Origin of the sequence: Fictibacillus solisalsi, from assembly GCF_900103485.1 — a bacterium.
Lineage (GTDB): Bacteria > Bacillota > Bacilli > Bacillales > Fictibacillaceae > Fictibacillus_C > Fictibacillus_C solisalsi.
The window spans coordinates 57,025-77,474 of record NZ_FNHW01000002.1 but is presented as its reverse complement, the minus strand read 5'-3'; the positions used below and the strand labels follow the sequence as shown (position 1 = coordinate 77,474).

The window sequence follows — 20,450 nt, the reverse complement described above, 5'->3', positions numbered from 1 at the left end:
ACATAGCTGAAGTTTATATTCAACATATATCGCAGAATCCCTTTTACAAAATAAAAAACACCCGAATCATCGGGTGTTAATGCTGCATACTTTCGCTGCGGATCTGGCGTCTGACGTTCTTTCCGTTCTGTGCAATTTTTGAGACAGCGGCCCAAAGCATGACACCAATCACAAGGAAGCCTGCGGTCATGCTGATGACGCCACCCCATCCGAAATCGGTCCAGAAGAATCCTGCGAGTGTTCCCCCTACGCTTGAGCCGGTGTAGTAAAGAAACAGATAAAGTGATGACGCCTGTGCTTTGTCATGAGTCGCTCGCTGGCCAACCCAGCTGCTGGCGATGGCATGGCTGCCAAAGAAACCGTACGTAAAAAATCCGAGTCCCATAATCTTAATGAGCAAATGAGAGTCTAGTGTCATTGTCACACCAGCCAACGCAAGAACTAAATTGATGAAGAGGATGCGCTGCCTTCCATGTCGGTCCACCCATTTTCCCGTCCAAACCGAGCTGAACATGCCGATGATCATGATCAAAAAGATCCAGCCAACAATCGTTTGGCTCAGCGAATACGGCTTGCCGAGCAATACGTAGGCGATATAGTTGAACAGCGCCACATTGCTTCCCAATAGTAAAAATCCCATGAAGAACAGGCAAACTAATCCTGGATCTTTCAAATGGTCAACCATGGATTGCCCCAGTTTTCCAACCTGAAGTTTGCGGGCATTGAAGTTTTGTGATGCCGGGAGACTCTTCCAGAAAATAAGAGTAGCCACTAAACTAATGATGCCGATTCCGGCTATGGCGACATGCCAGCCAAAGAAATCGCTCATCAAGCCGGAGTACACCCGGCCAAATACGGCGCCTATGGAGTTGCCGCAAATATAAAGACCCATCGCTGCCCCCAAACTTTTCGGTTCGATCTCTTCCCCAAGATACGCCATAGCAATAGAAGGCAGACCGGCCAGTGAGATTCCTTCCAGCGTTCGTAAAATCAAGAGAAAGTGAAAATTAGGACTAAAAGCGGTAAGAATACAGAACACAGAAGCCGCAAGCATGGAAATGACCATGATCGGTTTTCGTCCCCATACTTCCGACAATGATCCAAAGATCAGCATGCTTATAGCTAATACGATCGTGGTTACAGAAAGGGACAGGCTTGCCGTTGTCGGTGAAATGCTGAACTCCTTTGAGAATTCGGGCATTAATGGCTGTACGCAGTAAAGTATCGCAAATGTATTAAAACCAGCGGCAAAGAACGCCATACTGGTTTTTCGAAAAAGTGGTGTTCCTTTTTGAATGTAGCTCATTCTGTCATCATCTCATTGGCAGGACATTCATCGTGTGGCATCTCTATCATCCCTTTGAATCTTATTTTTCATATCCCTATCGTACCACCGTCAACTTATGTTGTATAATTCATTATAATCATCTTTTTCATGCATATATGTAATATATAATCCAGAAGAAATGTGGTGTGATCCATGGAATGGCAGCAGTTTGAGTATTTTAAAACACTGGCACAGCTGCAGCATGTCACGCGTGCTGCAGAAGCCCTGTCGATTACCCAGCCCGCCCTCAGCCGTTCGATTACCCGGTTTGAGGAGGAAATCGGGGTGCCTTTATTTGAACGACAAGGACGATCCATCCGGCTGAATAAATACGGCGAGCTCTTTTTACAGCGCGTGGAGAACATTATGCGTGAATTTGAAGAAGGAAAACAGGAAATTCAGGATTTGCTCGACCCCAATCAAGGGGAAGTTTCCATCGGGTTTTTGCATACGTTAAGCACCGGCCGTATACCCGATTTGCTTTCCGCTTTTCGCCGATCCTACCCAAAGGTAAATTTCCGTCTCGGACAAGGCCCTTCCCATCAGCTTATAGCCAAGCTGCTGGCAGGAGAATTCGACCTTTGCCTCATCGCCTCCATGGAAAGCAAAGCACCGATCGTATGGAAGCCACTTTGGGATGAGGAACTGTATGTGATCGTTCCGAAAGACCACAAATATGCCCATCACGAATCGATCACGTTGGAACAGATTGCAGACGAATCATTTATCCATTTAAAAGAAGGATTCTCTCTAAGGATTACGGTCGAGCAGTTGTTTCACGAAGCAGGACTTACGCCAAATATCACCTTTGAAGGCGAAGAGGCGGACACCGCTGCAGCACTGGTTGCTGCGGGCCTTGGCATCTCCATTCTTCCCAATTTAAAAGGGACCGACCAGAGCAAGATCGCAAAAATCCCCATCCAAAACCCGCACTGTCAGCGGACCATCGGGATTGCCTGGGTGGAAGGAAGATATGTATCCCCCGCCACGCAGAAATTTCAGCAGTTTGTGATGAATCAATTCTGAAATTTATAGTCTACAACTTGTTGTCATGTAATCTTATTAGTCATCCAATGTTATACTTTTTTTGTGAGGAGGCATATGATGGGCGATATTAAACTGTTTCGACTTAATGGAGAAAACGTACAAGAATTGACGGGTCAGTCCATATCCATTGAAAAATCATTGCAAGAAATCTTAGAACGAAATTTGGATACATTCTTAGGGGTACGTTTTTTAGCCTCTGAATATAGCACTGGTAAAAAGCATGCTGGTCGAATTGATACGTTAGGCATTGATGAGAATAACTCCCCCGTAATTATTGAATATAAGCGATCCATTAACGAGAATGTCATAAACCAAGGCTTATTTTACTTAGATTGGCTACTCGATCATAAAGCGGAATTTGAGTTAATGGTTATGCGTAGATATGGACACACCGTTTCTGATGCTATTGATTGGAGCAGCCCTCGCTTACTCTGTATTGCAGGTGGTTTTACTAAGTATGATGAACACGCTGTGCAACAGATTAACCGTAATATCGAGCTTTACCAGTACAAGCACTATGAAGATGGTTTGCTGCTACTCGATTTGGTTAACGCTACAACCGCACAAACTGTACATATAAGCGAAGATGCAAATGTATCGGCTATTAGCCGCAATTTACGCGTGAAAACGGTTTCAGATTATTTGGAGCAAGCTAACACGGAGCTAACCGATAGATTTGAAGCATTAAAATCTTATGTTATGGCATTAGGCGATGATATTCAAATGAAAATACTTAAACATTACATAGCGTTTAAACGTATAAAAAACTTTGCCTGTGTTGAAATACATCCTCAATCGGGGAAGATACTTCTTTATTTGAAAGTTCAACCTGATACTATTGAATTAGAGCAAGCTTTCACCCGTGATGTTACTAATATAGGGCATTATGGTACGGGCGATTTAGAAGTAACAATCTCTACAAGTGAAAATTTTGAAAAGGCTAAAAAACTAATTAATATGGCATATGATTTAAGTTAAATTTGCTTTTACTGTAGGTGACAAATGAGAAGGAAAAAACGAACACGCTAATCCGCGAGTTCGTTTTTTTATTGCACATATTCCTGCCCATTCAATGCGTAAGACTCTAACACAAACTTGTTTTTTGACTGATCTTTGTAATAATAATAAGTCTTTTTATCATTTTTAAGCCTTACCGCAACCAGCAAATTTTTGTCGCCTTCTAAATTCGCAATAAATGGGTCCAAAACTTTAATCTGGTTTTCTTGAGTTCCTTTTTTAATGAGATACTCGTGTACTGCCTCTTTCACCTCATGCTTTTTATAAGAAAAACAACCCCAAACTCCACCACCAATTAAAACCATAGCGATTACAACTGAAAGTATCTTTTTCATATCCCTCTCCATGCCTGTTTTCCTTAATAAATCAGTCTACTTACATTGATTAAAATAAACAGTATAAACAGAATAAGAGCTGCCAACCACAGGAAGACAGACCAGGCTCTAAAGGTTGTAAAGATGGGAAGTTCGAACAACACAATGTCCCCCACTGTTTCAATGAAAGCCTCCCAGAAGGATTCCCGTGTATTTCCTTTTCTCCATAAATAAATCCCCAGTAAAGTCAAAACCACTGAGATTGCTAATAATATTCCTTCTTCTTTCAATTCAATCTTCCTGTCTATTAGTTACTGAACTACTCCGTTCGCTTCATCATACCAGGTTTTCCATTTTATTGGAATATAACATAAACGTCAGCATAAAATGTGATTACCATGCGGGGGAGGCCTATTTATGAAGAAAAAAATTCTTTTGTTCTGTGATCCTGGGATTGATGACTCGCTGGCGATCATTTACACCCTTTTGCATCCGGATCTTGAGCTCGTCGGGATCGTCACCAGTTACGGGAACGTAACAAAAGAAACGGCAACTGCTAACGCCTATTATTTAGTTCAGTTGGCCGGTCATAAGAACATCCCGATTATTCCGGGTGCCGCCAATCCGGTTCAGCAGGAAGAAGTGACCTACTACCCTGAGATTCATGGGAAGGAGAGTATTGGTCCTATCCGTCCTCCCAGTGATATGCAGTATCAGATTTATCCTTTTGATATGATTCGCTATCTGCTCAACCTACATGGTAAAGATCTGATTATGGTGGATACCGGGCGATCCACCAGTTTAGCTACTGCGTTTATTTTATTTAATCAGGAAATAAAAAAAGCGGGTGCTTTTTACCTCATGGGCGGGGCCTTTTTTGTTCCTGGAAACGCGACCCCCTTAGCTGAGGCCAATTTTTTCGGAGACCCCACTTCTAGCAATTACCTTCTCAAATTTGCCCACAATTTAACCATTACCCCTCTGAATGTCACAAACTACGCCATTGTGACTGATGCCATGATTAACCGAATTGTCCAGGAAGTCGATTCACCGTTTGAATTTTTGCTGTCCCCGATTTTTGAATATTATTTTGAGGCCTATAAAAAGTTAATACCCGGCATTCAGGGTGCACCCATCCACGACTTGCTTACAGTCATGGTGGTGGCCAATCCGTCCATTGTGGATTTTATTTATTACGATGCCAAGGTCATTGATGGAACCGTAGAAGGAAAAGGCTTGTCGTATATCGATTTGAGGCCCAAAAGCCAAAAGGGAAAAACCCGAATCGCTATGAATCTTCACTATGACCGATTTGTTGAAGAATTTTTCAGAGTGATGCTAAATAAATAAACAAAAGGAGTTCAGCTCACTGAACTCCTTTTACGTATTTTTTATGATTTTACTTCGCGTTTTGATCCGGTTGATGAATGCCAAAGATGTTTCCTTCGGGGTCCAGGTAATATCCTTGCCATGCCATTCCTGGAAGGGCATATTTAGGCATCGCCACCTTGCCGCCATTCTCAAGAATTTTGGCTTCCGTAGAATCGTAATCCTCCACACCCATAGTACAGGCAAACCCATTCAACGCCTGATTCGGCTCGGGCGGAGCACTCTGACGCTGCATCAATGCGCCGTCGATTCCTATTTCGTCACGGCTGCCCGTTGTTGCTCCAAAGTAAGGCATCCCTGCGTATTCGCTCCAATCCTCGAACGTCCAGCCGAACACCTCTCCATAAAACTTCTTGGCCTGTTCCATGTCACTTACATGAATTTCGAAATGAACCACTTTTCCCATATAATACCCTCCTATTTCTAAAAGAAATCGAACAAGTACTTATTCTGCAGATGTTGCACATTTCCCTATTACTCTCAACCAACAAATGGAACTTTTTCCACCTTGAAAATAATAGATCCCGAACCTTGAATCGTTTGTTTTCATAGAATGTAATACTATCATAAGTTCAATCTTAGGTAGTTATTTTATTTTGGGGGAGAATGCAATGTCGATTCATAAAAGGAAAATAAGGAAGTGTGGATGTTGGAAATCAGGGTGTAATCGTTGTGCCACGCGCCCTTCCAATTGTTGTAAACGATCGCCTCAAAACGAAGCCCGATGCGAATGCCGTTCGGAGTTTGCGGGGTTGAAAGTCCAAAACGGCGGTTTTATTGAAGGAAACCTTTGTACGATATGCCGCTTTGGCATCGAACTCGGCTATACTGCACCAGGCTTGGATTTTCAGGCAGTACTCTTGGAAACTGCCACCTGCCCTCTCAATAATACGATGAGAGCTATTGGTATTGGCAGATTGTCAGGAAGATTAGTAGACTTTGAACTGAATTTAAGACAGAACCCTAATACCATCAGGCTGAGAGTCTTTAAATGTCAGGAAACGTTTATAGATACTACATTCAGAGGATCTGAGGTGGCTAGAGTTTTTATCATTCGTTGTCCGAGGTAACTTTCACCGAATAAAACGGTGGCCTTAGATATCAAAGTTCGTACCTCCCAATTAATTACCACCATAACTTGTGTGAAATTAAGAGTTTTGAAATATCAATAAATCCATGGCACACTGAATAGTCAAATCCAACAAAACCACCTGCGAGAACGGATGGTTTTGTTGGGTTTGACTTTTTTCTCTAAAAAGAAACTGGAAGAGATTCTAAGCCTTGTGCGGCTAGCTTGAATTGCCAGTTAACATTCTTTCGCGGGATACTCAGACGAAGATTTGGCATGAGTTTTCAGCAGAGTGGTAAATACAATATCCGCTTTAACACGGGCGCGAGGCGCGCCCAAACACATATGAATGCCCTTGCTGAACTCAAGATGGCGTTGTTTCTTATAACTTACCAATAATCAATCCATTAATTCTTTGGAACCAGTTTATGACAAGCTTCATAAAATTTCTTTTTATCTTTAGTAAGCGAGTCATCAAATTTAATACGGAATCGAATTTTACCCTTGTAATTATCTGAATAATCTGTATTATATATTATATATTATATATTTGAGGTGTTAACAAATGAAAAGTCGATCCTTCCATGCTAACCCGTTAAAAGTACAAGCTTACAATATTTTAAAAGAAGCGATTATAAACGGGCTTTTCAAAAAAAATGAGGTGATTACAGAAAAAAGAGCCTTAGAAGAATTTAATATTAGCAGAACACCCTTCAGAGAAGCGGTTCAATCCCTTGAAACAGAAGGATGGCTCGTATCCATTCCTTACAAGGGGACGTTTGTAAGTCCTATAACTAAGAAGGACATTGAGGATGTTTTTGAGCTAAGAATGCTGGTTGAACTGCATATTGTGAAAAAAATAAGTTCTACTATAAGCGAAAAGAGTTTAGAAGAGTTAGAGGGCATCATTTTATTAATGGAAAAAGAACTGAGAATGGGAAATGAAGATCAATTTATCATTCTGGACCGGGAGTTTCACAAAACCTTATATGACCTTGCAGAAAACAAAAGGCTCATTAGTATTTCTGAACAAATATCAGATCTGTTCAGAAGAATAGGTGTTCAGGTTATTCATCGTAAAAATCGAGGGGAAGAGGTCATTACAGAACATAAAAAAATCATTGAAGGATTAAAAAAGGGAGACGCAGTGGAAGCTATGCAAATTCACCTAGAGCAAACAAAATCAGCACTTGAAGAACTAAACGAGGAGGAAGATTGATGAGATTTTCTATAAATGGCATCGAGGATGTAGCAATCGAGATCAAACAAAGTGTATGTATAGGGTACTCGGGAAGAAACCAGGAATCGGTTCAGCATCATATTGATGAGTTGGCGAACGAAGGGATTCCTGCTCCTCCGGAAATCCCCATGGTCTATCCAGTCAGTAACCTTCTTGTCACCCAAGAAGATCAGATTCAGCTTTTAGGCGGAAAAACATCCGGAGAAGTTGAATTCGTTCTAGTCATTACCCCACAGGGCAATTACGTTACCGTAGGATCTGATCATACGGACCGCTCACTTGAAACAATAAGTATTCCATATGCAAAACAAGTTTGTCCAAAACCAATTGGCAAGACGGTGTGGCCTCTGGAAAGCCTTCTCCCCCATTGGGACCAGCTAAAGCTGAAATGTGAAATCCTCATTCAGGATCAATGGGAGACTTATCAGGACGGCAGCATCTCTTCTGTTCTCCCGGTTAATGACATTATTGAATTTGCCTCTAAGAGGGACCGCATCGATCAAGATGGAACGATCCTTTTTTGCGGTACTGTACCCATTAAAGACGGCCATTTTAAATATGCTGATGCCTACCGTATGACGTTAACAGATCCTGTATTACATAAAGAGATCAAGCTGGAATATGAAGTGGTTGCTGTTGAGAAAACAGAAGCTCTATTAACAAAGGAGGCAGTGAAATGAAAATAGCGGTTTGCCAATTAAATGTGCTGCAGGGGGATCGTGAAAGCAACCTGTTAAATGCTGAGCAGAAAATTGATGAAGCAGTATCCAACGGAGCAGAAATTGTTGTCCTGCCGGAGATGTGGCTAAGCGGTTATGACTTTAATCATTTAGGCAGACACATTGAACCTCTAGATGGGGAAACTAGCATCTTTTTATCTGGAAAAGCCAAGGAGCATCGAATCTGGCTCATCGGCGGCTCGTTTACAGCCGATCGTGGTGATGGTGTTTACAATACAAGCCTATCCTTTAGCCCCTCAGGGGAACTTATCAATACATACAGCAAAATGCATTTAATTGGACTAATGCATGAGGATCAGTATTTAAGGGGTGGCCTTGATTCCCCTCTATTTGACTTGGGCAGCCACAGGGCCAGCACAGTCATTTGCTATGATATCCGTTTCCCCGAGCTCATGCGCCATTACGCAGTTGAAAATGCCTCAATCCTTTTTGTACCCGCACAATGGCCCATCCAACGGGAAGAACATTGGAAAATCCTTCTTCGCGCCCGAGCCATTGAAAATCAATTCTTTGTGGTTGGAGCCAATGTTTCCGGCCGAAACGAGAATGACGTATTCAACGGTCATTCCATGATCATCAATCCGTTGGGGAAAATTATTGCGGAAGCAGGTTCAGAACCCACTATACTCTATGCCACAATCGATCTTGACTCTGTGTCCTCCGTCCGTGAAAGGATGCCAGTGCTAAAGGATAGGAAGCCGGAACTTTATAAAATTTGAGGAGGTCGCTGAAAAAATGGAACAACCGATAAGAAATCAGGAAATAAGTTTGAGCAGTGGTTCACAGCCCCGTTCCCGAGTACGCTGGTGGCTCGCTTTATTATTCTTTGTTATTGGTTTGATCGCCTATATGGACCGTTCCAATATCGCCGTTATCGCAAAACCCATGATGGACGATTTAAATATGTCGAAAGTACAATTCGGCCTTCTTGCTTCTTTCTTTTCACTAGGCTATGCCTTGTCTCAAATTCCAGCCGGTATGCTAGCTGAACGCTTCGGGGCCAGAAAAATTGTGTTCTTTGCTCTACTCTGGTGGTCCATTTTCACTGGTTTAACAGCCATTGTAAAATCACATGGTTTATTAGCTGCTGTCCGTTTCCTTTTTGGCGTTGGCGAAGGACCCATGTATCCGGGAAATGCCGTGTTTAATACGTACTGGTTTCCTAAGCAGGAAAAAGGGCGTGCTTCCAGTGCTTTATTGGCTGGTTCTTATTTTGGTCCTGTTATTGCACCAGTGCTTACCGTAGCCATCTTTCAACAATGGGGATGGGAAGCTGTTTTCTATATTTTTGGCTTTCTGGGATTAGGTATTGCGTTCTTGTGGTATTGGCTCGGACGGAATAAACCGGAAGATCACCCTTACATCAGCAAAGAAGAAACCCAATATATTCTTGAAAATCGTACGGTTCAAGAAGAAAAGAAAGAGGTTGCTCCCTGGAAGGCCTTTTTAAAGAATGGCCGTTTTTGGGCACTGGGGCTTCAATACTTTGTGGTTCTGTATATCGTTACCTTCTTTTTAGTATGGCTTCCAACTTATCTCCAAGAGGCCAGAGACTTCTCACTGGCCAGTATGGGATTTGCAGCAAGCCTCCCTTGGCTCTGTATTTTCGTAACGGTTATGACAGGCGGAGCCATTTCTGATTATCTCGTTAAAATCGGCAAATCAAAATTAATTGCCCGCGGTGCTTTGGCCATTGGCGGACTAATCGTCTTCTCGATCTCCATGTATTTGGCTGCTTATGCTACCACGCCTTGGATGAATGTGCTCTGGTTAACCCTTTCACTTGGTGCGCTCGGATTTCCAGTCGTCACATCTTGGGCAGCAGCAGTTGACCTGGGGAATGAATTCTCCGGATCGGTATCCGGCTGGATGAATCTTTGGGGCAATATTGGTGCCTTTTTGTCCCCTCTCCTATGCGGTTGGCTGGCTCAGACAGTCGGTTGGGAAAACACACTGATCATTTCCATCATGCCTATCCTTGTAGCAGTAATTTTGTGGTTTGCAGTTAAGCCGGATCGTCCTTTAACTGAAACGAAATAAGTTCACATTACTAAAAAAACCCTGTCACGCTGCAAAGTTATCTGCGTAACAGGGTTTTCGTATTTATAAAAGTTCAGAAAATGCAAGCAGCCGGCTTAAAACCCAACCTTCTCCAAATACAATCCTTCAGCCTCTGCCATACGACCGGTTTGGATTCTTTCTTTGGATTCGAGAATAGAAGGTATTGCAGCTGCCTCGATTTCTCCTAATCCAACTTCAATTAATGTTCCAACGACCTTTCGTACCATATTGTAAAGGAACCCGTTGCCGCGGATCTTAATTTCGATGAAGCCTTCTTTTTCCTTAATATCAAGCGAATAGATTTCACGATCCATCGACTTTTTCTTCCCCTTGGCATTGGAATAGGACGTAAAGTCATGCTCCCCTAAAAAGTGTTTAGCGGCTTCTTTCATCTTTTTCTGATCCAGCTTTTCTTCTACATGCATGCTGTATTTTCGCATGAACGGGTTTGGAAATGGCTTATTCCAGATTTTATAGGAATAGGTTTTATCTTTGGCATTGTAACGTGCATGGAAACGGTCATGAACGAGCGCAATATCCACAATACTAATATCTTGAGGAAGGTATCGGTTTAAATACTTCATCACTTCCTCTTCGTTCATACGCTTTCGCATCTTAAAATTGGCGATTTGGGCAAGCGCATGGGCACCTGCATCCGTTCTTCCCGATCCAATAATTTCGATCTCTTCTCCTGCCATTTCAGTCAGTACCTTTTCGATTTTACCTTGAATGGTATTTTCAGTATTGCCCAGTCGCTGCCAGCCCTTGTAACGGCCGCCATCGTATTGAATGGTTAATTTATAATTGTTCATTTTTATCTCCTCGTTTAGTACTAAAAAACTTTGCAGCTATAGAGTTAGTGTAACGATAATTATGCAGTGAATCAAATTGAACCAAAATAAATTGGAACGGAACACGCCTGAGTCTTTGTTGCATTGTAATCAAACCTTAACACTACTTCCCATCTAGAACTGTAGTAACTATCGAAATATATAAACGAGCAAGCAAACACATCCTTTTTCAATTTCTAAAGGAATCCTTGCCACAACCCAAACCCATGTAAAAAAGGCTCAGCACACCAAGTGCTGAAGCCTTTTTTGCCTTACAGAGATATATTATCCAGGCCAATTCTCAATATTCTCACTTGATTACGCCTTCTTAAAGCATTCTGCTTTTCGGCCGCAGCGCCCACGAGGCAATATTTAGCGCGGCATAAAAAAGTGGAAGGATAATATTAAAGCCATAATCACCATAATCGTTAGCAAACGCATGAGATAAAGCTGCACCAGTCATTAAAAAGAAGATACCCGCATGAACCCATTCTTTAAGCCTTGGAAAACCTGGCAAAACGAGAGCAATGGATCCAAGTACTTTCCATATCCCGAGAATGGTCAAGATGTACAATGGGTAACCAATTTTCGCAACAAGCTCGACGTTGCCACCAAATTGCATCAGTTGACCGATACCACTTAACATAACAGCTGCAGCAAGCAGTAATGTGACTGACCAATAAGAAATCTTTTTCTCCTGGGGCGCTGATGCTACCTTCACGGTTGTTTCCGTACCGATACTTTTACTCATTTTGTTTCCTCCTCATAATGGCATGTGATTACCAAAACGGAAATAAAGGGCTAACATCACCGGTCAATGAACACCCAGCTGCTTTACGGTTTTGTTTCCTTTAATATTCTCCCTTGATGACAAAGAACGAACCCCGAATGGTTCCGGCGAGTTTAGACTTCTGCCTGGCAAACTTAAATTTACCTTCTAGCTCCTTTGGTATCTCCATCCCTTCAGAAAGCTTAAAACCAACGGCCCGCTTCTTAGGGTTATCCACCGTATACATGACGTTGACCGAAAGGCCATCCTCGTAAAAGACGTAGGCGAATTGGATGTTTTCCACTTGAAACCTTGATGTTTCCAGCGGTTTGGCCGCAAACTCAATATCTCGTTCTTCCTTTAGAATCCGGTTCACATAATCCAGGGTTTCCTGGCTTTCACTGGCTGGTACAACTGTAAATTCGTGTTTGTATTTGTTCATAAAGTAACGGGCTTCATTCGCACGTAAACCAGCAAGTGCAACTGACGCAGGTGAAGACTCCAGACCTGTTTCAGACACATTTTTAAAATCAACGGTATAGCTCATTGCCTTTCCTCCCTCTCTTTATTTGCGGATAACAGGAATCCACATTTCACCATAGATCAAGCCGTTGCGCTGCCCCATCTCAACCGATGCATTGGGTCCGCCAACATAGGCAACGTTCGTTGCTTCTGGCAGGACTTGCCCAAAAGCAACGGCAGCAAGCTTGTTATTCAGATCATCAGCCGATTCCCCTTCCCCTTTGACCACTACGTATTCTCCTTTAGGAAATTGAATCACTCTTGCCTCTTCTGGTGCCTGTTCCTCTGTCATAACGCCGGCATAGTGCATCATCTTGTTGTTCACCGCTTCATTCACCGCAAAAATGTAGTCGTTGGACGCCATGGATTTTAACGTATCCAGCCTCCCATCCTGATCGACTGCCTGCCAAAAATCTGCCTTTTCCTTGTGTATCCCGGCATAGTCTGTGTAATCGCTCTTAAGCTCCGTTCCTAGACCGATCACGGTAAAACCTTCTTTTTCTTCCAATGTATAATTCGCCATGTTCAATACCTCTCTTCTCAAATTTTTTAATGATTTGTATTCATCGCTTGATAGGTATATCATAGCCTTAAATCATGTCAAAAAATGATACTGTTTAGGAGCCCCGATGAAAAAAGTTGAGCGGATCAATGTTATTATGCGGTACATCAACAATCGTGCCCAATTTACCATTTCTGAAATCATGCGGGAGTTTAACATCTCCCGTTCGACCGCCATTCGAGACATAAGAGAAATTGAAGCCATGGGGATGCCCCTTGTCGCTGAAGTTGGAAGGGATGGGGGTTATTTTGTCATGCACAACTCTGTCCTGCCCGATGTCCGCTTTACGAATCATGAAGTCAAAGCCCTTTTTATTGCCTTTATGGCCACCAGAAACCAGCAGCTCCCTTATCTGAAGAGCCGTCAGTCTTTAGCTGAAAAATTACTGGGTCTGATCTCTGAAAACCAGCAGGATGACCTCGTTCTTTTAAATCAGATTCTGCTGTTTGAAGGAACCAACCCTCATAATCCTGATTTGCTTGATCTCTCTGACCTTCCCCATCCCATGCTGGAAATACTCATACAAACCCTGCTTGTCGATCGATATTTATCCATTACGATCAGAGAAGATAAGATCAGCACCTCGTATTCGATTTATCTCTTGCACCTTTACCGTGAAAAAAGCGCCTGGCTGATTGAAGGCTTCGACTTAAAAGAAGAAAAGAAAAAGATTATTCCTGTCGACCATCTCACCGATGTTAAGCTATACCCGGCGAAAAAAAGAATAAGCAGGAAAAAGATTTTAGAAAAGATAAGTAAACAGGAAGAAGCCATCAACCTTGTCATTGAACTCGGTCCAAAAGCCATTTCCCAGTTTAAAAAATACCACCCATTAAAAGTTTCGATTTCCTATACCAACCCATATCAGACTACAGCTTTATTAAAGGCTTTTATCGATGTGAATAAGCAGGAAGAACTGAACGATGTGACCAATTGGCTGATGTTCTTAGGTACAGATGTCAAAGTGAGGAAAATGCCAGGAGAGGTTTTGGAAGATTTACAGGAACGGTTACGCTTGTATTGCCAATAATCACTGAGTGGATGGATGCAAAAGAGGACGGCACATCAGTAATTCATTAGCCAATGTGCCGTCACTAAAAAGACGTGATCAGGAAAACCATTATAGATTGTACTTTGTTTTACTAACTTGGATTTTCAAGGATATATTTTAGTTTTTGTAAGTCCTTCATATTTGCCTTTTTCATCATCTTTGCTATCAATGGAGTAATGATTTTAGAAAAGCCTGTTGGGTTTCCTTTGTTTCTTAATATCATTCGAGTCTGATTATGATCCAAAGAAGACCAAATATAAATCGTTTCCATCGGAAAAGGGCCATTGGCCGTTTTCATTACAAGCTTCTTTTCTGGTATAATTTCAACAATTTCATATACATATGCAAGCTCTCTGCCTAAAAACTTTGCTTTGAAAGCAATTTTTGAACCAATTATAAGTGGTTTAGATGTTTTCCATTCCGCTGAATGAATGTTTACATACCAAGTCGGTGCATTCTCAGGGTCAGATGAATAGCTTGAAACTTGATCTATAGGACAGTTTATAGTAATTTCTGTTACAACATCTACCATCCGGGTTATCCTCCAAATATTTGACCTTATTTATTTTCAAGGTAATTTTTTAATAAAGTACCCAGGAGATATTCCCATCCATTAGTATGCTCTTGTTTCCAATCCTCTTTAATAATACCTGACGCAGTATGCGAAAGTTGAAGCAGGGTTCCCCCATCCTTCTCAATTAGCCGATAGGTATAAGCACTATTTACCGCTCCTTGCATCCCAAGATGACCTTGTAAACGAATTTCTTCAGGGGCATTCACATAATAAACATTTCCCCAAACAGCGCCCTGATTTTCTCCCCATTTTTCAATGAATTGCCCTCCCAGAACGGGGTTAAAAATCAATTGAGAACTTTGATCCTTTGGAGCTAGGCGGAATTCCCACCAATCCTGTACATCTTCCGTTAATGCCTTGTAAACCTTTTCTCTAGGCGCATTCATAAAAATCTCTTGCTCAATATGAAATTGATTATTTTTAGTTTCCATTGTATTAGTCCTCCCTTGTTCTACTGTGGTTTGTAAGTTTATTAATGAACTTGCCGCAGTTTGTACGAATTTTCCTACCCAGCGATTATGCACCTCTTGGAGAGGTACCGCATTTAGAAAGTTTCTTCTATATTTTCCTTCACGCCGAACGATAACCAAATTTCCGTCTTCCAGAATATTCAAGTGCTTCATAATAGAATATCGAGTAACATCAGGAAAAAAATCATTAAGTTCAGTTGTTGTTTTTGGTGATATCTTGAGCAGGTCAAGAATTCCTCTTCGAATCGGATGATCCAAAGCTCTAAACACGCTCGAAAGCTCTTCTTTCATTTCAGACTCCTCTCACAGTAACAATCGGAAATCTTTCAAGTGACCTAAAGGTAACATTTAATAAGTGACCTAATAGTAACATGTAGAGAAAAACTAGTCAATCCTTCTTAAAAATATAAAAAGGCAACACTCAAAAGGAATCGTTGCCTTTTACTAAAGCGATAATTTTATTGATTACGGAGGTTTCACAGTCATCGGTTGAAGATTTTTACGATTCCTGCTTACCGTAGAACTATTTACTCGACTGATTCAACATGTCCGGACTGTATGTTGCCACACATGGGATATTGGTAATTCTTAAAAAAAACGGAACCAGTGTCACCTGATTCCGTCAGCAATATTATTTAAGACACCGTTTTAGCTGTGCTTTTTACTTTTTAGCCGATCATTTAACTAAAATAAATCAGGATTCTTTGAAGCAAAGTGATTGATCAAGGCACGCACTTCATCTGTTGACTTTGTGTGGAATAATTGATTTCTTAATTCACCTGCTCCTCTGAATCCTTTGACATAGATCTTAAAAAAGCGATGAATAGCTGTGAAAGGTCGCAGCTCCAATTCGGAATATTGATCAAGGAGATCCAGATGAAGTCTTAAAAGATCCAGCAATTCTTTACTGCTATGCTCTTTCGGCTCCTTTTCAAAGGCGAATGGGTTATGGAAAATCCCACGCCCGATCATAACCCCATCGACACCATATTGCTCAACGAGCTTCAAGCCCGTTTGACGGTCGGGAATGTCCCCATTGATTGTCAAAAGAGTATCAGGGGCCACCTCGTCACGAAGTTTCTTGATCTCCGGGATCAGCTCCCAATGCGCATCTACCTTGCTCATTTCATCCCTTGTGCGCAGATGAATGGATAGATTGACAATGTCTTGTTTCAAGATGTGTGTCAGCCAATCCTTCCATTCGTCTATCTCAGAAAAGCCAAGCCTTGTCTTTACACTTACGGGTAATCCCCCTGCTTTTGCAGCTTGTATTAGCTCTGCCGCAACTTCCGGACGACGGATCAGGCCGCTTCCCTTCCCATTCTGTGTCACATTCGGTACAGGACAGCCCATATTGATATCAATCCCCCGAAAACCCATTTCCGCCATGCCAATGCTCATTTGCCGGAAATTTCCGGGATTATCTCCCCATATGTGGGCTACCATTGGCTGTTCATCCTCAGTAAACGTCAAACGCCCTTTCACACTCCGAATGCCTTCTGGATGACAATAACTTTCACTGTTTGTGAATTCTGTAAAAAAAACATCAGGTCTGCCAGCTTCACTGACTACATGACGAAAAACAACATCCGTCACTTCTTCCATTGGTGCTAATATAAAAAATGGTCGTGGTAGATCACGCCAAAAATTGTCTTTCATAATTCAAACCCAAATCCTCTCATGATGGGATACATAACAAACCCTTATCCCAAAATTAAAAAGCAAAATGTCCCTGCTTCCTTTACATTTATACCATGCTTAAACCCTTATTATCAAACGGATAAGTTCTGCCTTTATCAACCATTATTCCACTGTTATAGTTAAAATAAAGATTTACCAGGAAAAAACCCCAAAATCGCAAACATATGTTTTTAGCGAGATCAGGGCCAGACTGGTAAATATTCTATTTTATTTAGATAGTTTTAATTCAAAATTCGCCATACACTCCTCGTGCACCATTAATAAGATCATGGCGTGAACAGTTTCCACTGCCCTTCAGATACCACTTCGACCTCTCCATCAATCACTTTAATGGCGGTCTGATCATCCATTGCATACGCCGGCCCCTTCATCCCTGCTGCCCATTTCTCTGCATTAGCCATCGTGTTGTACGGCAGCATCTCGTGCTCCAGATGCGGGAATATGGAAAAATCGACCAGATTCAGCGTTTCATCACCGCCACTGGGTGGAGTCCAGTTAACGAAGAATTCCCCGATGTTCGGTGCCATCACCATACTCCCGGCACTGAGTCCTACATAAACTGAATCCAGCGACGGCAAGATTTCTGCCAGTCCGGACTGCTTCATCCAGTAATTCAAATACAATGGATCACCGCCATCCACTAACAGAACGTCAATCTCCTTCACCATCGGAACCCAATGCTCTTTACCGAGGCTCGGCAGCGCCGAGAGTTCCAGCACCCCCATAGACTTCCAGCCCACCTCACACATCGGTGCCCCAGATTGTCCATTCAAGAACTTCCATGCGTTCCATGCACCTCCGGGTATGGCGTACACCGCAGTGGGTATACAGAGAGCGTTGGACTCTTCAATCGGCTTGTCCAGCATATCCACCAGCGCATCACGAATGCTTTTGTTACTAATGCCCCCAGATGTAAGAAGTAATTTCATAACACATCTCCCTCGTCTTTATGTGTCTTTAATTCTTCTGACTTATATTATGGGTATGCAGATTCATGTTCTATCTTAATGTTTATATGAGGGTGTAATTAGAGTCAAGGGAGAATTGATTCAATTCGCAATTTGAAAAACCATTGTAAGAACACGAAAAAGACAACTTCCATATAAGGTTAGTTGCCTTCATTTACTATAACCTGCGCGACACACTCAACGTGTCCGGACTGCAAATTTAAAATTATGGAGCAATGCCGCACTTCATCTGTTGACTTTTCCGTCATTAATTAATTTCTTAATTCACTTATCTTCACTGCTTTAAACGGTATTCAGCTGTTGTTTTTTTAAATTGATCGGAACAGTTGACTGATCTTATTTCACTAACAAATGTAGAAACTAATAGTAGTAAACCACCAAGCATCTGAACAATTGTCATCTTTTCTTGCAGGATTATTACAGAAATTAATATAGCTACAAATGGATCCACATAACTCAGCATAGCTATACTCTGTCCTTTTAAACCCTCCATACCAGAGAAAAATAACCAAAACCCAATCCCGGTATTTATAATCCCTAAAATTAAGATAAAAGGAATGGAAAAGCTTGATACTTCAAAGATACGAAAGCTGGAAGTCATGAAAATATAGAGCATTAAAAGCAAAGTGGTTACTCCCAGCTGAAGGATGGTCAACTCTAACTTGCTCATATCTTTAATAAATTTATTTAGAAGCAATAACGCAGCATAAAATCCAGCTGCAAGTAATCCAAACAAAAGTCCAAGAAAATCATCTGTGCTGGATGCTTTCAGGCCAACTCCTACAATCATTAACATTCCTATGATTGCTACACCAATACATACAATTTTCTTGATAGATAATGGTTCCCCAAGTACAAATGGTGAAAGAATCATCACAAAAACAGGCGCAAAGTAATAACCTAGCGTTGCATTAGCAATTGTTGTATGGTCATAAGATTGGTAAAGAAAAATCCAATTACCTCCCAATGCTATGCTTGAAAGGATCAAAATTAAAGCATTTGATCTAACGGAATTCCATGATATTTTTTTCTTAGTTGCGAAGAATATTAACAATAAAAATAAGCAGCCTATGGAACTGCTTAGTAAAGCTCTCTCGCTCGAAGTTAGATCAATGTTTCGTGCAACTAAACCAATGGTACCGAAAATAACCATTGATAATATAAACTGAATTTTAGATTTCATCATTTACTCCTACGGATCCACGAAACAGCTTATCTACGCAGATGCTTAATTAGTTTATATTTTGCATTTCAATTACTTTCGGAATGTGCTTTGCATAGGTTAGGAAGTTATTGACGATGAGCTCAGTTTTAACCTTCATATATCCGGTTGTCGTTCCATCACTACATCCATACCACTCTTCTAAAAGAACATCCTTATCGAAAACCACTTGCACAAGATTTTTCTTGTCCATTAAAACACTGAATACAGTAGCTGCTCCAATTTTCACGCCAAGAATTTGTTCCATTAGTTCCGCAGGAGCAAAAGAAACACGTGATATGCCGAGCGTATTGCTGAAATTCTTTGCTTTGAACAGTTTATCTGCGGTGGTTATATATAAATAAAATTCAGTTTTTTTACTATTACAGAGAAACAGCGTTTTTACCATTTTCATATTCAATTTGTGATTAATCTCAATGCAGTCCTCCATGGAAATGGCTTCATCTGTATTCACACGCTCAAATGGAATCTGTAACTCTGCCAATGATTCATAGACCTTTTCTTGAAGATAAGACTTGTAGCTGTCCGGTGCTTTTCCCAAAATATCACTCACAAAAAACATCGTTATACACCTTTCCTTTCCTAACTTGAATAATGAATAGCAATAATGTATCATACCCACATCCATTACAAAAACGAATGTTTATCATGATACCCATGATAAAACCAGATGGAATGAGGAAAGAGCTATGAATATCCAAAAATATATGGCATTTGTCAAAGCAGTAGAATTGGGCAGTTTTACAAAAGCTGCCGAAATATTGGACTATTCACAGTCCGGGATTAGCCGTATGATTAATGATTTAGAAAAGGAATGGGGGATTTTTCTTTTTGAAAGAGGACGTACGGGTATCAATTTAACCTCAGAGGGTTTAAAATTATTGCCTCAATTAAAGAGAATTTGCAATGAATACGAAATCTTAATGAAGCAAATTGGAGACTTGCATAATTTGGAATCCGGTATCATTCGCATTGGGACATTTTCCAGCGTAGCATCTCATTGGCTTCCTAACATTATTAATATTTTCAAGAAGGATTACCCAATGATTGATTTTGAATTTCTGCTTGGTGATTACACGGAAATTGAAAGCTGGATCCTTAATGGGCGTGTTGACTTTGGATTTGTGCGGCTGCCGACAACAGCAGAACTTGAAACTGTATTTTTGGAACAAGACCGTTTGCTGGTAGTGATCCCACACGATCATCCTCTTTCTAATTGCGAAAAGTTTCCCATCAACGGCTTATTGAACAGTCCATTTATGCTATTGGAAAAGGGAGCGAAAACAGAGATTTCCGAAATTTTTGAGAGACACCAAATCGCACCGCATATTAATTTTACAACATGGGATGACTATGCCATTATGTCTATGGTGGAAAATGGGCTGGGAATCAGTATATTACCAGAATTGATATTACAGCGTATTCCCCACAAAATTATTGCTAAAGAGCTTGAAGTTCCTGCTTTTAGAAATATTGGTGTTGCTATGAGGGAACAAAAATCCCTTACCCTTGCGTCCAAGAAATTTTTAGAATATTTATCATATAGGAACAGAGAGTAAATGAGTATGACGATTCAA

General features: G+C 41.2%; 23 protein-coding genes. 9 read left to right on the top strand and 14 right to left on the bottom strand.

Going from position 1 to position 20,450, the window contains the following annotated elements; genetic code table 11:
- Window positions 1-76: 76 nt before the first annotated feature.
- A complete protein-coding gene (locus BLT53_RS17790) occupies window positions 77-1,306 on the bottom strand; it encodes an MFS transporter (protein ID WP_090237099.1) in 1,230 nt (409 codons plus the stop codon).
- 174 nt (window positions 1,307-1,480) lie between these two features.
- Between BLT53_RS17790 and BLT53_RS17785 the strand changes: the two genes are divergently transcribed.
- Complete coding sequence (locus BLT53_RS17785) at window positions 1,481-2,353, top strand: LysR family transcriptional regulator (RefSeq protein WP_090237098.1); 873 nt, start codon at window positions 1,481-1,483, stop codon at window positions 2,351-2,353.
- A gap of 78 nt (window positions 2,354-2,431) precedes the next feature.
- Window positions 2,432-3,352, top strand: a complete 921-nt coding sequence (locus BLT53_RS17780; RefSeq protein WP_090237097.1) for a DUF5655 domain-containing protein — start codon at window positions 2,432-2,434, stop codon at window positions 3,350-3,352.
- A 68-nt stretch (window positions 3,353-3,420) separates the two neighbouring features.
- On the opposite strand, the gene BLT53_RS17775 is transcribed toward BLT53_RS17780, so the two are convergent.
- Window positions 3,421-3,726 (bottom strand): hypothetical protein, encoded by a 306-nt coding sequence (locus BLT53_RS17775; protein WP_090237095.1) that lies wholly within the window; start codon window positions 3,724-3,726, stop codon window positions 3,421-3,423.
- Between the two features lie 23 nt (window positions 3,727-3,749).
- Window positions 3,750-3,995 (bottom strand): hypothetical protein, encoded by a 246-nt coding sequence (locus BLT53_RS17770; RefSeq protein ID WP_090237094.1) that lies wholly within the window; start codon window positions 3,993-3,995, stop codon window positions 3,750-3,752.
- Between the two features lie 127 nt (window positions 3,996-4,122).
- Here BLT53_RS17770 and BLT53_RS17765 point away from each other — a divergent pair, with 127 nt between their 5' ends.
- Window positions 4,123-5,055, top strand: a complete 933-nt coding sequence (locus BLT53_RS17765) for a nucleoside hydrolase (RefSeq protein WP_090237092.1) — start codon at window positions 4,123-4,125, stop codon at window positions 5,053-5,055.
- 49 nt (window positions 5,056-5,104) lie between these two features.
- Here the strand turns inward: BLT53_RS17765 and BLT53_RS17760 are convergent, their stop codons facing one another.
- On the bottom strand, window positions 5,105-5,500 hold the full coding sequence (locus BLT53_RS17760; protein WP_090237091.1) for a VOC family protein: 396 nt from the start codon (window positions 5,498-5,500) through the stop codon (window positions 5,105-5,107).
- A gap of 1,228 nt (window positions 5,501-6,728) precedes the next feature.
- On the opposite strand from BLT53_RS17760, the gene BLT53_RS17750 reads away from it, so the two are divergent.
- Genes BLT53_RS17750 through BLT53_RS17735 form a run of 4 tightly spaced genes read left to right on the top strand, consistent with a single transcriptional unit; the run spans window position 6,729 to window position 10,183 of the window.
- Window positions 6,729-7,382, top strand: a complete 654-nt coding sequence (locus tag BLT53_RS17750) for a GntR family transcriptional regulator (protein ID WP_090237088.1) — start codon at window positions 6,729-6,731, stop codon at window positions 7,380-7,382.
- Window positions 7,382-8,083: a DUF2848 family protein gene (locus tag BLT53_RS17745; protein WP_090237086.1), complete on the top strand. Its 702-nt coding sequence runs from the start codon at window positions 7,382-7,384 to the stop codon at window positions 8,081-8,083. The genes BLT53_RS17750 and BLT53_RS17745 overlap by 1 nt, the downstream gene beginning before the upstream one ends.
- Window positions 8,080-8,862 carry a carbon-nitrogen family hydrolase gene (locus BLT53_RS17740; protein ID WP_090237084.1) on the top strand — a complete coding sequence of 261 codons (783 nt, stop codon included), beginning with the start codon at window positions 8,080-8,082 and terminating at the stop codon, window positions 8,860-8,862. The genes BLT53_RS17745 and BLT53_RS17740 overlap by 4 nt, the downstream gene beginning before the upstream one ends.
- Window positions 8,863-8,878: 16 nt before the next feature.
- Window positions 8,879-10,183, top strand: coding sequence for an MFS transporter (locus BLT53_RS17735; RefSeq protein ID WP_090237083.1), 1,305 nt, complete (start codon window positions 8,879-8,881; stop codon window positions 10,181-10,183).
- A 95-nt stretch (window positions 10,184-10,278) separates the two neighbouring features.
- On the opposite strand, the gene truA is transcribed toward BLT53_RS17735, so the two are convergent.
- From truA to BLT53_RS17715, 4 genes are all read right to left on the bottom strand, one after another.
- Entirely contained in the window at window positions 10,279-11,016 is a 738-nt protein-coding gene (gene truA / locus BLT53_RS17730) for a tRNA pseudouridine(38-40) synthase TruA (RefSeq protein WP_090237081.1), read from the bottom strand.
- Between the two features lie 346 nt (window positions 11,017-11,362).
- The gene (locus BLT53_RS17725) at window positions 11,363-11,785 is read right to left on the bottom strand and encodes a DoxX family protein (protein WP_090237080.1); all 423 of its coding nucleotides are present in this window, start codon (window positions 11,783-11,785) and stop codon (window positions 11,363-11,365) included.
- A gap of 100 nt (window positions 11,786-11,885) precedes the next feature.
- Complete coding sequence (locus BLT53_RS17720; protein WP_090237078.1) at window positions 11,886-12,350, bottom strand: phage tail protein; 465 nt, start codon at window positions 12,348-12,350, stop codon at window positions 11,886-11,888.
- Between the two features lie 18 nt (window positions 12,351-12,368).
- On the bottom strand, window positions 12,369-12,848 hold the full coding sequence (locus BLT53_RS17715; RefSeq protein ID WP_090237077.1) for a GyrI-like domain-containing protein: 480 nt from the start codon (window positions 12,846-12,848) through the stop codon (window positions 12,369-12,371).
- A gap of 106 nt (window positions 12,849-12,954) precedes the next feature.
- On the opposite strand from BLT53_RS17715, the gene BLT53_RS17710 reads away from it, so the two are divergent.
- The gene (locus BLT53_RS17710; protein ID WP_090237075.1) at window positions 12,955-13,917 is read left to right on the top strand and encodes a helix-turn-helix transcriptional regulator; all 963 of its coding nucleotides are present in this window, start codon (window positions 12,955-12,957) and stop codon (window positions 13,915-13,917) included.
- Window positions 13,918-14,029: 112 nt separating this feature from the next.
- Here the strand turns inward: BLT53_RS17710 and BLT53_RS17705 are convergent, their stop codons facing one another.
- The 6 genes from BLT53_RS17705 to BLT53_RS17680 form a co-directional block, all read right to left on the bottom strand.
- Complete coding sequence (locus BLT53_RS17705; protein WP_090237074.1) at window positions 14,030-14,470, bottom strand: SRPBCC family protein; 441 nt, start codon at window positions 14,468-14,470, stop codon at window positions 14,030-14,032.
- A 26-nt stretch (window positions 14,471-14,496) separates the two neighbouring features.
- Entirely contained in the window at window positions 14,497-15,273 is a 777-nt protein-coding gene (locus BLT53_RS17700) for an SRPBCC domain-containing protein (RefSeq protein WP_090237072.1), read from the bottom strand.
- Between the two features lie 393 nt (window positions 15,274-15,666).
- Window positions 15,667-16,641, bottom strand: a complete 975-nt coding sequence (locus BLT53_RS17695; RefSeq protein ID WP_090237071.1) for a tRNA dihydrouridine synthase — start codon at window positions 16,639-16,641, stop codon at window positions 15,667-15,669.
- Between the two features lie 308 nt (window positions 16,642-16,949).
- Window positions 16,950-17,612, bottom strand: a complete 663-nt coding sequence (locus BLT53_RS17690) for a Type 1 glutamine amidotransferase-like domain-containing protein (RefSeq protein ID WP_090237069.1) — start codon at window positions 17,610-17,612, stop codon at window positions 16,950-16,952.
- A 313-nt stretch (window positions 17,613-17,925) separates the two neighbouring features.
- Window positions 17,926-18,834: a DMT family transporter gene (locus BLT53_RS17685; RefSeq protein WP_090237068.1), complete on the bottom strand. Its 909-nt coding sequence runs from the start codon at window positions 18,832-18,834 to the stop codon at window positions 17,926-17,928.
- A gap of 49 nt (window positions 18,835-18,883) precedes the next feature.
- On the bottom strand, window positions 18,884-19,435 hold the full coding sequence (locus tag BLT53_RS17680; protein ID WP_090237066.1) for a prolyl-tRNA synthetase associated domain-containing protein: 552 nt from the start codon (window positions 19,433-19,435) through the stop codon (window positions 18,884-18,886).
- 127 nt (window positions 19,436-19,562) lie between these two features.
- On the opposite strand from BLT53_RS17680, the gene BLT53_RS17675 reads away from it, so the two are divergent.
- Window positions 19,563-20,432 carry a LysR family transcriptional regulator gene (locus BLT53_RS17675; protein ID WP_090237065.1) on the top strand — a complete coding sequence of 290 codons (870 nt, stop codon included), beginning with the start codon at window positions 19,563-19,565 and terminating at the stop codon, window positions 20,430-20,432.
- Window positions 20,433-20,450 lie beyond the last annotated feature (18 nt).

What these genes read in the sequence shown, in the direction of transcription:
- BLT53_RS17705 (WP_090237074.1), bottom strand. Translation starts at nt 14,470, where the DNA reads ATGGTAGATGTTGTAACAGAAATTACTATAAACTGTCCTATAGATCAA.
- BLT53_RS17750 (WP_090237088.1), top strand. Translation starts at nt 6,729, where the DNA reads ATGAAAAGTCGATCCTTCCATGCTAACCCGTTAAAAGTACAAGCTTAC.
- BLT53_RS17715 (WP_090237077.1), bottom strand. Translation starts at nt 12,848, where the DNA reads ATGGCGAATTATACATTGGAAGAAAAAGAAGGTTTTACCGTGATCGGT.
- BLT53_RS17680 (WP_090237066.1), bottom strand. Translation starts at nt 19,435, where the DNA reads ATGTTTTTTGTGAGTGATATTTTGGGAAAAGCACCGGACAGCTACAAG.
- BLT53_RS17725 (WP_090237080.1), bottom strand. Translation starts at nt 11,785, where the DNA reads ATGAGTAAAAGTATCGGTACGGAAACAACCGTGAAGGTAGCATCAGCG.
- BLT53_RS17720 (WP_090237078.1), bottom strand. Translation starts at nt 12,350, where the DNA reads ATGAGCTATACCGTTGATTTTAAAAATGTGTCTGAAACAGGTCTGGAG.
- BLT53_RS17710 (WP_090237075.1), top strand. Translation starts at nt 12,955, where the DNA reads ATGAAAAAAGTTGAGCGGATCAATGTTATTATGCGGTACATCAACAAT.
- BLT53_RS17685 (WP_090237068.1), bottom strand. Translation starts at nt 18,834, where the DNA reads ATGAAATCTAAAATTCAGTTTATATTATCAATGGTTATTTTCGGTACC.
- BLT53_RS17675 (WP_090237065.1), top strand. Translation starts at nt 19,563, where the DNA reads ATGAATATCCAAAAATATATGGCATTTGTCAAAGCAGTAGAATTGGGC.
- BLT53_RS17780 (WP_090237097.1), top strand. Translation starts at nt 2,432, where the DNA reads ATGGGCGATATTAAACTGTTTCGACTTAATGGAGAAAACGTACAAGAA.
- BLT53_RS17740 (WP_090237084.1), top strand. Translation starts at nt 8,080, where the DNA reads ATGAAAATAGCGGTTTGCCAATTAAATGTGCTGCAGGGGGATCGTGAA.
- BLT53_RS17690 (WP_090237069.1), bottom strand. Translation starts at nt 17,612, where the DNA reads ATGAAATTACTTCTTACATCTGGGGGCATTAGTAACAAAAGCATTCGT.
- BLT53_RS17785 (WP_090237098.1), top strand. Translation starts at nt 1,481, where the DNA reads ATGGAATGGCAGCAGTTTGAGTATTTTAAAACACTGGCACAGCTGCAG.
- BLT53_RS17765 (WP_090237092.1), top strand. Translation starts at nt 4,123, where the DNA reads ATGAAGAAAAAAATTCTTTTGTTCTGTGATCCTGGGATTGATGACTCG.
- BLT53_RS17775 (WP_090237095.1), bottom strand. Translation starts at nt 3,726, where the DNA reads ATGAAAAAGATACTTTCAGTTGTAATCGCTATGGTTTTAATTGGTGGT.
- BLT53_RS17745 (WP_090237086.1), top strand. Translation starts at nt 7,382, where the DNA reads ATGAGATTTTCTATAAATGGCATCGAGGATGTAGCAATCGAGATCAAA.
- truA (WP_090237081.1), bottom strand. Translation starts at nt 11,016, where the DNA reads ATGAACAATTATAAATTAACCATTCAATACGATGGCGGCCGTTACAAG.
- BLT53_RS17790 (WP_090237099.1), bottom strand. Translation starts at nt 1,306, where the DNA reads ATGAGCTACATTCAAAAAGGAACACCACTTTTTCGAAAAACCAGTATG.
- BLT53_RS17760 (WP_090237091.1), bottom strand. Translation starts at nt 5,500, where the DNA reads ATGGGAAAAGTGGTTCATTTCGAAATTCATGTAAGTGACATGGAACAG.
- BLT53_RS17700 (WP_090237072.1), bottom strand. Translation starts at nt 15,273, where the DNA reads ATGAAAGAAGAGCTTTCGAGCGTGTTTAGAGCTTTGGATCATCCGATT.
- BLT53_RS17735 (WP_090237083.1), top strand. Translation starts at nt 8,879, where the DNA reads ATGGAACAACCGATAAGAAATCAGGAAATAAGTTTGAGCAGTGGTTCA.
- BLT53_RS17695 (WP_090237071.1), bottom strand. Translation starts at nt 16,641, where the DNA reads ATGAAAGACAATTTTTGGCGTGATCTACCACGACCATTTTTTATATTA.